10 protein-coding genes are annotated in these 12,627 nt (G+C 51.1%); 1 reads left to right on the forward strand and 9 read right to left on the reverse strand.

What is annotated here, in order from left to right:
• Positions 1–17: 17 nt before the first annotated feature.
• Complete coding sequence (locus tag AC15IQ_RS00090) at positions 18–632, forward strand: DUF4489 domain-containing protein (RefSeq protein WP_483176567.1); 615 nt, start codon at positions 18–20, stop codon at positions 630–632.
• A 127-nt stretch (positions 633–759) separates the two neighbouring features.
• Here the strand turns inward: AC15IQ_RS00090 and AC15IQ_RS00095 are convergent, their stop codons facing one another.
• From AC15IQ_RS00095 to AC15IQ_RS00135, 9 genes are all read right to left on the reverse strand, one after another.
• Complete coding sequence (locus AC15IQ_RS00095) at positions 760–1,452, reverse strand: N-acetylmuramoyl-L-alanine amidase (protein WP_483176568.1); 693 nt, start codon at positions 1,450–1,452, stop codon at positions 760–762.
• A 202-nt stretch (positions 1,453–1,654) separates the two neighbouring features.
• Positions 1,655–3,181: an oxygen-binding di-iron domain-containing protein gene (locus AC15IQ_RS00100; RefSeq protein WP_483176569.1), complete on the reverse strand. Its 1,527-nt coding sequence runs from the start codon at positions 3,179–3,181 to the stop codon at positions 1,655–1,657.
• A gap of 197 nt (positions 3,182–3,378) precedes the next feature.
• The gene (locus AC15IQ_RS00105) at positions 3,379–4,722 is read right to left on the reverse strand and encodes an acetyl-CoA hydrolase/transferase family protein (protein ID WP_483176570.1); all 1,344 of its coding nucleotides are present in this window, start codon (positions 4,720–4,722) and stop codon (positions 3,379–3,381) included.
• An 83-nt stretch (positions 4,723–4,805) separates the two neighbouring features.
• On the reverse strand, positions 4,806–5,948 hold the full coding sequence (locus AC15IQ_RS00110; RefSeq protein WP_483176571.1) for an acyl-CoA dehydrogenase family protein: 1,143 nt from the start codon (positions 5,946–5,948) through the stop codon (positions 4,806–4,808).
• A 57-nt stretch (positions 5,949–6,005) separates the two neighbouring features.
• Positions 6,006–7,205, reverse strand: coding sequence for a thiolase family protein (locus tag AC15IQ_RS00115; RefSeq protein ID WP_483176572.1), 1,200 nt, complete (start codon positions 7,203–7,205; stop codon positions 6,006–6,008).
• Positions 7,206–7,250: 45 nt separating this feature from the next.
• On the reverse strand, positions 7,251–8,033 hold the full coding sequence (locus tag AC15IQ_RS00120; RefSeq protein WP_483176573.1) for a short-chain-enoyl-CoA hydratase: 783 nt from the start codon (positions 8,031–8,033) through the stop codon (positions 7,251–7,253).
• 34 nt (positions 8,034–8,067) lie between these two features.
• Entirely contained in the window at positions 8,068–8,925 is an 858-nt protein-coding gene (locus tag AC15IQ_RS00125; protein ID WP_483176574.1) for a 3-hydroxyacyl-CoA dehydrogenase family protein, read from the reverse strand.
• 415 nt (positions 8,926–9,340) lie between these two features.
• Positions 9,341–11,179: an acyl-CoA dehydrogenase gene (locus AC15IQ_RS00130; RefSeq protein WP_483176575.1), complete on the reverse strand. Its 1,839-nt coding sequence runs from the start codon at positions 11,177–11,179 to the stop codon at positions 9,341–9,343.
• Positions 11,180–11,352: 173 nt separating this feature from the next.
• Positions 11,353–12,561, reverse strand: a complete 1,209-nt coding sequence (locus AC15IQ_RS00135) for a thiolase family protein (protein WP_483176576.1) — start codon at positions 12,559–12,561, stop codon at positions 11,353–11,355.
• Between the last annotated feature and the right edge of the window lie 66 nt (positions 12,562–12,627).

Genomic DNA, 12,627 nt, shown 5'->3' on the forward strand with positions numbered 1-12,627 from the left:
TAAAGGAGGTAAAGAAATTGCCCAAAGTTAAGAAACCCTATTATGCAGAGCCTCTTCAGCCTGACCCGGACTATTCCCATATCAAACCAGATGATGATGCTGAGGACCACAAGAAAAAGATTAAGCTGGCCTGCGGCAATGCCTCCGGTCTGAGTTTGCCGGTCAGCGGAATTCCCATCTGGCAGGTTGCCGGCATCGGCCCGCCCAGACTGACAGCCGGAACTGTCACTTTGGACACCTCCAATATGGTTGACCCGGCCGTTAAAATAGATTTTTCTGGAATAATCAACTTTTTGATCAATCAACAGCAGTATGCCAACAGCGGCCTCTTATTGTCTGTCGACTTCCAATTGAGCAAAGTCTGCGCTGGTGACAGAATCCCCTTAGCTACCTGGAATTATCAGAAATCGGTCCACCTGGATAATTATGTCCCTGCTACGGCCCCCGCATTAGCTATCGGCTATGGTCTGCAGGTCGATTTCCGCGAATCGTTTAATTTTTCATGGTGTGAGCGCCAGACCTGCCCTGCTTGCTGCACTTATGTGGTGGAGATAGTCAATGTAAATTCCAACCAGATCGAGTCAGCGTCGATCACCAATACTAATATCACTGCAATGGCGGTAGGATGCTGATGTTTTCCATAATGTTACCGTAAGTAATAAAAGCCTCCTAAAAGGGGGCTTTTATAATGCCATTATGTCATCTGCGGGCGGAGCAGAGCCCCGCCCCTACTGCGGCGGGCGGAGCAGAGCCCCGCCCCTACTTTTTCACTACTGCATCCAAAAGATTTAAGGCCACCTGCAGGACAAACCACTTGGAGGCAGCATCATCGGGCTCATGTGGGGAGGTTACCAAACCGTTTTGGGCAGCTCTATCCATGATATTGAGTTTCCATTGCTCCACTACTGGATTCTCCACCGGTCTATCCACAAAATCGTTTAATCCATCAACTATCGACCGGGCCAGGCGAGCCTGACCTTCACTGCTCTTTAAAATAACCTCCTGTGCCGGGTTGCTGATGAAGCCGCATTCACAAAGAACAGCCGGCATCATGGTCTCCCGGGTCATGTGCAGGTTCTGTACCCTGACTCCACCGTCTGGCCACCCGGTGGTTTGAACCATCCGGGCTTGAACCTTTTCCGCTAACTGCTCAGCCTCTCCGCCCGAGGCCTGCACAAATGTACTTATATAATTGGGCCTGGGATTATTAGAAGAATTACAGTGTATACTTATGACATAATCGACTTTGGCACCATTGAGCAGGTTGGATCTGGTCATCAGGCTTTTTGAACTGTCATCAGTGCGGGTCATAACGGTCTCGATTCCCATCCGCTTGAGGAGAAATTCAACCCGCTGAGCTATGGCCAAGTTAACATCTTTCTCCCGGGTTCCGTACGCACCCATTGCACCTGGGTCTTCACCACCGTGACCGGGATCAATCCCTATTTTCATTATTATCCTCCCTCCTATGCTAGATTCCGTCACTACTAGCATATTCAGGAGCCCTCCTTGACGAACCCAGGCACTAAAATAAAGTTGCTGCAACGGCTGAGGTTTCAGCTGATAATAGGTTTCTACAATCCCCTCACAGCTTAAATATACCGAGAAAAAGCCAAGACAGCGGCTCAATCTCCAGATGAAGCTACAGCTCGAATTATCCGCCAATAAAGCCGGGGCCTGCAGCTATTTTTCCCTTCAGCCGCGATCCGTCCGGAAACCCGTATTTTAATGCCCCCGATGGGCAGCGATCGATAGCCTTGATTATCTTCTGCGGGGCATCACCGTCTATGTTGACCCAGGGGCGGCGAGCCGGGTTAAAGACGGTTCCCAGAGTATGGAAACAATTGGTATCATGGGTGCACATGGCCGGATCCCAGTAAATGACGATATCTTCATTCTGGTAGGTCCTGGGGTAATCTTCGGCTGCCTTATGAGAGCCGTAATGGGGATTGATTTGTATTTGGTAATGCAGGTCGGTCTGCGCCTGGCCCAATTCCCCCTGCAGGGCTGCGGCAAAACTCCGGCCCAGGGCGCGGGCGGCCTCCAATTGCTCCGGGGTAGGCTTAAGACGCACCCTTAACCCTGGCAGGAGGTGCATACGCAGCATACGCAAGCGGGATTCGACATGAGGAACCCCTTCCCCACTCCAGCCGTAGGAGCCAAAAGCAGCGGCGATCATCCCCCCGTGAGTCACCGGGGAAAGGTGGGCCAAAAGCTGCCAAACCGGTAGAACGGCATCCTTATTCAATGTGGGGGTGCCAATCAAAAGCCCCTGGGCACCCTCCAATTCAGCAACCACCTCTTCAGGGGCCTTTTCCACCAGGTCGAACCATTTAACGGTTAGGTCACCTTGCTCCAGTATTCCTGCTGCAATGCTCTCACCCAGCATTTTGGTGTACCCGTAGGCACTGGCATAAGCGATCACCACTTTTTTATGCAAAGCTGTAGGTGGAACCGCCCATTGGCGGTAAAGTTCGATATATTGACGAGGATTGAACCTCAATACAGGTCCGTGCCCGGGACAGATGATGTCAATGTCGACACGCTGCAAACGGTCCATGGCCCTTTCCACATAGCTGCGGAACGGCGCCATGATGCCCTGATAATAGTATTTAAAAGCTGGTAATAATAAGTCAGCCTTAATCTCGTCATTGAAGAGTTTATCAGCGGTGAAATGGCTGCCAAAGCAATCCCCGCTGAACAGTATCTTGTCCTCTCTCAGGTAGGTGAATATATTATCCGGCCAGTGCAAGAGCAGGGCGCTTAGGAAAGTCAGGGTTTTACCCCCCAGATCGATTCTAAAGCCCTTGTGAATGGCCTGGCAGTCGAAAGGCCGGGCACAGATTTCACTCAGAAACTCCAGAGCGGTGCCACTAGCTACCACAGTCAAATGGGGCATTACATCCAACAGTCTCTCCACGGCGCCGGAATGGTCAGGTTCGGTATGGTTGATAATCAGGTATTTAATCTGTTCAAGGTCAACGACTTCACGCAGCGAACTGAGGTATTCATCGAAAAATGGTTCTTTCACAGTATCAATTAAGGCGGCTGACTTGTCACCCTTGACCAGATAAGCGTTATATGTAGTACCTACATCGGTGGTCATAACTATATCGAAATGCCTCAGCTCCGGATCCTTTACCCCCAGCCAGAACACGCCTTCGGTGATCGGTATGGCCATATTTATCCCCCACTTTCCAGGTTGATGGTGCTGTATTAATTATACCGTAACTGGATTGTCGTCTAAGCACTCCCTATAAAAAATTAGAAGGCCTGCCAGCGCTATAACTGGAAGGCCTCCCTGCAGGTGATTACCCATTGATGTCAAAATGTACGACTGATTTTGCAGCTGGTTTAGTACGTCAGCATCCGTTCCGCTTACACAATTTTGTTGCTGCGGTGCCAGATGCCCATATCATTGGCCTGTTTGACCAAGTCATCCCTGAACTGCGGATGGGCGATATTGATGAGTGCTTCCGCCCGCTCATAGGTGGATTTGCCCTGCAGATTGACAATTCCGTATTCAGTGACCACATAGGTGACGATAGTGCGCGGCACGGTGACGATGGCCCCGGTGGGCAGAGTGGGAACCACTCGGGAGATGAGTTCGCCGTCTTTTCCAGTAACCGTGGAACTGAGGCAAATGAAGCCTTTGCCGCCTTTAGATTTGAAAGAGCCCATAATGAAGTCTAGCTGCCCTCCGGTCCCAGTTATATGCCTGATGCCGGAGGATTCGGAACAGACCTGCCCATACAGGTCAATCTCGATAGCGTTGTTGATAGCCATAACATTGTCGTTTTGACCGATGACCCAGGGGTTGTTGGTGTAGTCCACCGGATACATGGCGCATTCAGCGTTGTTATCCAAGAAGTCATACAGTTTGTTAGTTCCCATAGCAAAGGTGAAGACCATCTTTTCCCGGTCAATTTGTTTGCGCTTGCCGGTTATGCGTCCCGCCTGATGCATGTCGACATAGGAGTCAACCAGCATTTCAGTGTGCACTCCCAGATCCTTGATGTCCGATTCGGCTATCAATGAGCCGATAGCATTAGGCATGGCCCCAATGCCCAGCTGTATGCAGCCTCCGTCAGGGATCTCGTTAACAATGATCTCGGCCACTTTGTTATCCACATCAGTTACAGGAATGGTAGGAAGTTGTATCAAGGGCCGATGGTCACCTTCGACAATGTAATCCACTTTAGAGATGTGGATGGTTTCGTAATGGCCTCCAAAAGTGCGGGGAACCGCATTGCACACCTCTACAATGATTTTCTTAGCCACCCGGGTGGTTGCCGAAGTTATGGAATGGGAGGTGCCCAGACTGAAATAGCCGAATTTATCCATGGGGCCTACTTTGATCATGGCTACATCAACGTCAACATAGCCGCGTTTGTACCATTCCGGGGTGTAATGATAGGTCAGGGGGGTATAGTAGCACAATCCTTTATCGTGCAATTTGCGGCTGGCCCCGCTGAAATGCAGGTCGGTGAAGGTGAAGTGTTCCATTGTCGGGTCCACCTGTGCGATCTGCGCCGGGAATGGACATACCACGGTGCTCACCTTGACATCGAACAATTCGTCTTTACGCTTGGCCAGGGCGGCATCCAGCACATGAGAATTCATCATAAATTCTCCATACTGAACCTTGTCTCCAGATTTGACAACTTTAACAGCTTCATCTGCGCTAACCAGTTTCCGTTGATATTCCTCCGCAAAACTCATGTAAGTCTCCTCCTCCTCTTCTTTTTGTTGGGCTGATTAGAACGGGGCGGGTGTCTGGCACCTCAAATGCCCCGCTACAAACATTATCCTCTTAAGAGATCACCGGCAATAACCAGTCTCTGCACCTCGCCGGTACCTTCATAAATTTGGAATATCTTGGCGTCACGCATCAGTTTTTCCACCGGGTATTCACGAGTATAGCCATATCCGCCAAACACCTGCACAGCTTCTATGGCGTTCAGCATGGCGGCATCTCCGGCAAAAGCCTTGGCTAGAGAAGCCGCCTTACTGAAACGGGGCACATCCATATCCTGCAAAGAAGAGGCCTCGTAGTAAAGCAAACGTGAGGCTTGCACGCGCATAGCCATGTCAGCCAGCTTGAACTGAATGGCCTGGAAACTAGAAATAGGTTTGCCAAACTGAGTGCGCAGCTTTGAATAAGCCAGCGACTCGTCCAAGCAGCGCTGGGCCACCCCCGTAGCCATGGCGGCGATACTGGCCCGGGATATATCCAAGGTCTTCATAATAATATAGAAGCCCTGGCCTTCTTTACCGATTAGATTCTTGGCCGGTACTTTGACATCCTCAAAAATCACCTCCGTGGTGTTGGAGGTCCTGATGCCCAGTTTGTCTTCTACCTTGCCTACCGTGATGCCTGGGGTATTGCGATCCACCATGAAACAGCACATGCCTTTGGTACCCATTTTCTTGTCCAGTGTGGCCAGTACTGTGTACATCCCTGCGGTGCCACCGTTGCTGATGAATTGCTTGGAGCCGTTCAGTATGTACTCATCACCAACCTTGGTGCATCGGGTGGAGATTCCAGCCGCATCTGAACCTGCGCCAGGCTCGGTTAAACAGAAGGCCCCCAGTTCTCCGTCTACTATACGCCCAAACCACTCCTTCTTCTGTTCTTCATTGGCGGCCACATGAATGGGGTCGGTGGCCAATAGGGAGCTGGCTACCATGATGGTGCCAACACCGGCATCTCCCCAACAGATTTCTTCAGCTACTATATTCTGAGTAACATGGTCGAGTCCCGGGCCACCGTATTCAGCAGGTACGCCTATAGCCATAAACCCCAATTCCTGCATTTTGTCAAGACAATCTTGGGGATATATGTGGTTATGATCCCATTCACTGGCGAAAGGTGCGATCTCATTGGCTGAGAAATCGTGCGCCATGCGTTTCATCATCTCTTGCTCTTCAGTTAATCTAAAATCCACTTTTCTACCTCCTTAATGCTGCCGACCCGGTTTATGGGCACGGCCGACCGATTACAACTAGATCTCGCGGCTCCATAGTGAACACATGGCCGGGCCGCCTCCCACGCACAGAGAAGCTCCGCCCAGGGTAGCGCCCATCTTCTCCATCTGGTAATACAGGCTGACAACGATGCGCAGCGCAGTACACCCTACCGGATGTCCCAGGGCAATTCCGGAGCCGTTGAGGTTGCATTTATTCATATCCAGCTCTAAGCCGAAGTCTTCCTTGAGCATGCGTCCAACTCCCAAAAACTGTGCGGCGAAGGCCTCATTGATTTCCCAGTAGTCAATATCTTCGAATTTAAGACCAGCCTGTTGCAAGCAGCGGGGAATGGCCAGAGCCGGGCCCAATCCCATGACTTCCGGGGCCACACCGGCATGGCAGACATTGATCAGTTTCATCAACGGTTTAATCCCCAATTCCATGGCTCTGTCTTTGGACATGAGCACTACCGCGGCGGCGGCATCATTTATGCCCGAGGCATTAGCAGCGGTAACCACCCCGCCCTTTTTGAAGGCCGGCGGCAGCTTGGCCATCTTTTCCAGGCTGGCATCAGGTATCATATGCTCGTCAGTGGCGTAGAATGTGCTGCCTTTTTTGGTTTTAATCTCGAAGGGAACGATTTCTCGTTCAAAGGTACCGTCATCCCTGGCCCGAGTAGCCCGCTGATGGCTCATCAAGGCCAGTTGATCACACTCTTCGCGGGTGATGCCATATTTCTCAGCAACATTCTCGGCGCTAATACCCATGTGCCCGGGTATCATGCTGTCAAACAAACCGTCATGGATCATAACATCTTCTAATTTACCTGGACCCATGCGGTATCCCATACGCCCTTTCAACGCCATATAAGGGGCGTTGGTCATGCTCTCCGCCCCGATGACCAGGGCTGCATCATTGGACCCTACCTGTATGTTACGGGCCGCTACCTCCAGGGCGCGCATCCCCGAAGCACAGTTCTGGTTCACATTGACAGCAGTGCTGTCAAAGGGCAGACCAATGCCCATAGCCACCTGGCGTGCCGGCAATGAGCCCTGCCCGTGTGGATAGACCTGCCCCATGCATAATTCTTTGACCAGGGATATATCAATGCCAGACCTCTCAATAGCTGCTTTACCGGCGGCGATGGCCAGTTCTTTGGCCTGCACATCTTTCAAGCTGCCCATAAACGCACCTATAGCAGTCCTGCATGCACTTACCAATACGATTTCCTGCAAATTACAAACCTCCTCAATTATACATTCAGTAGGCCTTCCCCTCAATCATCTGTTCTTAAACTGTGGTTTGCGTTTTTCCACAAAAGCCCCCAGACCTTCGTTCTTATCCTCAGTTGCACAGCACATCCCGAACATGTCGGATTCGATACTCATGGCGGTATCAATATCCACCTGCATGCCTTTGCCGATGGCGAATTTAGCGTATCCTACTGCCAGTGGGGCTTTAGCAGCGATCCGGCTGGCCATCTTTTTGGCTTGATCCATCAATTCCTCGGCCGGATAGACATGGTTTACCAGCCCGATACGGTAGGCTTCATCTGCTTTAATGTTGTCAGCGGTATAAGTTAACTCTTTAGCCCGGCCTTCCCCGACCAGTCGGGGCAGCCGCTGCGTGCCGCCGAATCCTGGGATTATGCCCAACCCCACCTCAGGTTGCCCGAACAGAGCGTTTTCTGCAGCCAGACGAATATCGCAGGCCATGGCCAGCTCACACCCGCCTCCCAGGGCGAAGCCATTGATCGCTGCGATCACCGGCTTTTCCATGAGTTCCAGTTTGCGAAAAACCTTTTCCCCCATATCGGAAAAATATCTTCCTTCCGCAGGGGAAAGAGGCAGCATGAAATTGATGTCGGCACCTGCTACGAACGCTTTCTCGCCTGCACCAGTAATTATCAGCACCTTAGCTTCAGGGTCACGGCTGACCTCGTCCACCGCCTGGGAGATCTCTTCCAGTGTCTGAGCATTGAGGGCGTTCAGGTATTTGGGCCGGTTGATATACAAAATGGCGATGTCCTTCTCCCTCTCTAAGATCAGGTTTTCAAATGACACGATTATCCCCCCTTATCACTCACCCAAGCCGAGGCTATTTTTTGCTGTAATCATAGAAGCCTTTGCCGGTCTTCATCCCCAGCCAGCCAGCGCGCACCATTTGTTTCAGGGGCGCAGCGGGACGGTATTTCTGATCACCGGTCTCCGCGTGCAGTGTCTCCAACACCGCCAGGGCGATATCTGCACCTACCAGGTCGCTCAGGGTCAAAGGACCCATAGGCCAACCGGCGCCTAGTTTCATAGCGGTGTCAATATCCTCGGCGCTGGCCAGGCCTTCATTTAGGATGAAGGCTGCTTCATTTATGCTTGGCACCAGAATACGGTTGACCACAAATCCTGGCCCTTCCTTGACTAGAACCGGGGTCTTGCCTATAGCCTTGGATAATTCCATTACGATATCGATGGTTTCCTGGGAGGTCTGGGCGGCGGGAATCACTTCTATCAGTTTCATCACATTGGCAGGATTGAAAAAGTGCATACCGATAACCTTGGCGGAGCGTTTGGTTATCGCAGCGATTTCGGTAATGGAAAGTGATGAAGTATTGGTGGCTATAATGATGTCGGGCTTGAGGATGGCGTCCAGGCGAGTGTAGACATCCTTTTTGATCTCCATTTTTTCAAAAACGCATTCTATAATAAAATCTGCTTCAGCAAGCTTTTCAAATTCACCGCTGGGCTCGATCTTGGCAGTAATAGCTTCAGCAGTGCCGGCCGGCACCTTGCCCTTTTCTTCCTGTTTGGCCAGGCTCTTGCCGATGGCCTTGATAGCCCGATCACAGTATTCTGGATAAATGTCAAACAGTATCACTTCTTTCCCTGCAGCAGCCAGAGCCCAGGCAATGCCTTGTCCCATCGTGCCAGCACCCATTACCGCGATTTTGTTTAATTCCATTTATTTCTTCCTCCTTGCATAAATCGTTGTTAATCTTTCTACAGATTGCGTTTTGCGTTAAAGCCCTTTTATCACCTCCTAATAATGAACTGGGTCTGTATTGGGACCTATTCAATAATCGTGCCAGACACCGGGCAATCTGCCCAAAGGCCTATATTACGGGTTCCTTTAGTGTTACCGGTGGCTTCCCGCCTCGATATCAAGGGCGCCAGTAAGCCGTATCTCACCTATTCCGAATGGCCTTTTCAATATTTCTCGGGCAACACCTGGAAAGGTCAGCATTTGCAGGTTCATCCCAATTTGAGAGGATGTCTCTTAAAAGAGGAGACCGGATGCAAAAAGGGGATCTGAGCCAGCCCGAGCTACCCCGGACTGGCTCAAACTCGGTTAGGTGTAGGGAATATGGGCTGCCACTTTAATAATTAAAAGACTCACTGGGAATATCCACAACTGAAGTATCTTCACTGGCCAATAACTCAGCGATCAGCCATACATTGGGAACAACATTGAGCAGATAATACCGGGCCGCTTCCACTTTGCCTTGATAAAAGGCCCGATCATAATGATCAGCTGGCAATTCCCCGAGACGCTTTTGGGCCAGGCAAGCCTGGTCAAGAATAAGATAGGCCCCGTATAGCTGGGCAGTAGCTGTAAGAATTCGCCGGGCATACACTGCAACCAGATTCATTTGCTGATTGCTGGCAAGCTTCAGCAATATTTTCTGCATCTGTCGGTAAGCAGTTAATGCCTTTTCTAGATTGGCGAATTCCCGGGTAAATTGCCCCTCATTTCGCGGGGCGGAGCAGAATTCTGCAATATTTTCAATAAAGGCCGTAAAAACGCTGCCTTTCTTCATAGTCATCTTGCGCCCCACCAAGTCTAGAGCCTGAATGTAATTGGTTCCCTCCCAGATGGAATAGATCTTGATGTCGCGGGCGATCTGCGCCACCGGGTATTCCTCGCAATAGCCGTAGCCGCCATAGGCCTGTATGGCTTCTCCACACAGCCACCAGCCTTCATCACTGGGGTAGGCCTTGCATAATGGGGTGGTCACTTCAATCAGATCATTGGCCTTCTCACGCCGGGCAGGATCGGGGTCATGGGCGCGCACGTCAAAGGCGAAATAGGTCTTATAAAGCATGGCGCGCATCACCTCAACATGGGCTTTGCCCATCAACAAGGTACGTTTGATGTCTTCATGCTTCATAATGGGTACCCGGCCGGATTTGGGGTCGGTCAGTAAGCGCCCCTGAATACGCTCGCGGCAATAATCGCGGGCGTTATAAAAGGCGTTAGCGATGCAGGACAAGGCCAGGTGCCCGGTCTCCATGCGAGCCATATTCATCATCTGAAACATCATGGCCATGCCCTGCCCCTTGCCTTCGTTTTCCAGGGGATTGACTCCTAAGAGCCAGCCCCGGCATGCGTCATTCTCTCCGAAACTGAGGGCGGCGGTAACCGAACCGGCCTGTCCCAATTTGTGCTCCACCCCGGTAGTCTGTACGTCATTGCCAGAAAAACTGCCATCATCATTAACCCAGTACTTGGGTACGACAAACAAAGATATGCCTGCAGTTCCGGGTCGGGCGCCTTCTACTCGGGCCAGATAGAGATGAATAATATTCTCGGTGAAATCATTGTCCCCGCCGGTTATGAATATCTTCTGCCCTTTTATCTTGAAAATCTCCGGGGTTTCGGTGGGATAAGCCCGAGACAGGATATCGCCCACATCAGAGCCTGCGCTGGGTTCAGTTAAGCACATGGTTCCCGACCAGGTTCCGTCCATCAGTTTGGGTAAAAACATATCTTTTAACCGACGGCTGCCAAAACTCTGGATCAAGCCGGCCGCGCCGCTGGTGAGGATGATGTACGGCCCAAAGGTAGGATTTGCTGCATTAAACATTTCCCAAACCATGGCATGCAAGATATGGGGCATAACCATAGCATCTTCAGATTCGTCAATATTGCTGGTACCCCAGCCTTCTCCCTGCAGTTTGGCAAATAGAGGCCCGAAGCTGGGCGGGGTTTTGACCTGACCGTTTTCAAACCGCACCGGGTTTTTCTCGCCATCAGTATTTGTAGGTTCTATGACTTCTTTGCACATTTTCAGAATCGGTGCTAAAAAGGTCTTGACCTCATCTTTGGAATAATAGGCCGCAAATCTTGGATAATTGAATATCTGCTCGGTAGGCAGCCATTCCTGTAGAATGAATTCAAAGTCACGGGTATTTTGATAAGCAAAATTAGCTGACATTTTGAAATTCCCTCCGTTCCCAGGCTGCTATTCTCGATCAAGAACAGCAATCCAGTATAAAAAGCCGAGCCGGGTGGCGGCAGCTTGCACAACCGCCACCCGTATACCAAAAAAGAGGAGAGGTATATGGTTAAGGGTTAATTGGGTAATCTGGTAATCACAGGCCTTGCCATTTATATATCCCTGGTCCACAGCGAGGCCATGGCCGGGCCGCCACCCACGCACAGGGAAGCTCCCCCAACGGTGAGGCTCAATCTTTCCATTTCATAATAAAGGCTGACAATTATCCTGAGCGCGGTGCATCCCACCGGATGTCCCAGGGCGATTCCAGAGCCGTTGTGGTTGGTCTTTTCTAGATCGATCTTCAATCCAAAATCCTCCTGAATCATACGCTCAACCCCGATGAACTGTGCCGCGAAGGCTTCATTGATTTCCCAGTACTCCACGTCGTCATACGCCATTTCCGCCTGTTTAAGGCATTTGGGTATGGCTACCGCGGGACCCAGCCCCATGACCTTGGCTTCCACCCCTTCGGTGCAGACGTTGATCAACTTCATCAATGGTTTGATACCCAGCTCTTCAGCCTTCTGTTTGGTCATGAAAATAGCTGCCGCCGATCCGTCATTAATACCGGAGGCATTGGCTGCAGTCACCACCCCATCTTTTTTAAACGCCGGGGGCAGCTTGCTCATGGTCTCCAAACTGGCTCCGTTAATAGGATGCTCGTCATTTTCGAAGCTGATACTGCCTTTTTTGGTCTTGATATTTACAGGAACAATTTCCCTCTTAAAACGCCCTTCGGCTATGGCCTGCGCAGCCCGCTTGTGGCTTAAGACCGCCAGTTCATCACATTCAGCCCTGGTAATGCCGTATTTTTCGGCCACAATCTCTGCGGTCAGGCCCATATGGCCACCTGCTAAAGCGCATATCAAGCCATCTGATAACATGGCATCCTGGGCTTTGCTATCCCCCATGCGAAATCCGCTGCGCCCCTGTTGCAGAATATAGGGGATGTTGCTCATACTCTCTGTGCCTACTACCAGAGCGATTTCGGTCTTGCCCAGGGCCAGGCTGTATGCCGCCACCTCTACAGCCCTCATGCCTGAGGCGCAATTCTGACTGAGCATGGTCGATCCGGAACGAGGGTCCATACCTATAGCCATAGCCACCTGCCGGGGAGGCAGGGAACCATTGCCGTGATGCAGGCACATCCCCATTACTATTTCGTCGATCATTTTAGAGTCGAGGCCGGCCCGCCTGATGGCTTCAGTCGCAGTGATCACCGATAACTCGTTGGCTCTGACCGATTTTAGTGATCCCAGGAAGTCTCCAATGGGGGTGCGGCAGGCGCTGACCATTACAATTTCATTGATTGCTGACATGCATTTTCCTCCTCCTAATCCTTTTCAGATCAATAGAGCAATAAGCATGCCAAAGAAACCCGATAG

The sequence above is a fragment of the Syntrophomonas sp. DTU019 genome (genome assembly GCA_913757435.1).
GTDB lineage: Bacteria > Bacillota > Syntrophomonadia > Syntrophomonadales > Syntrophomonadaceae > DTU019.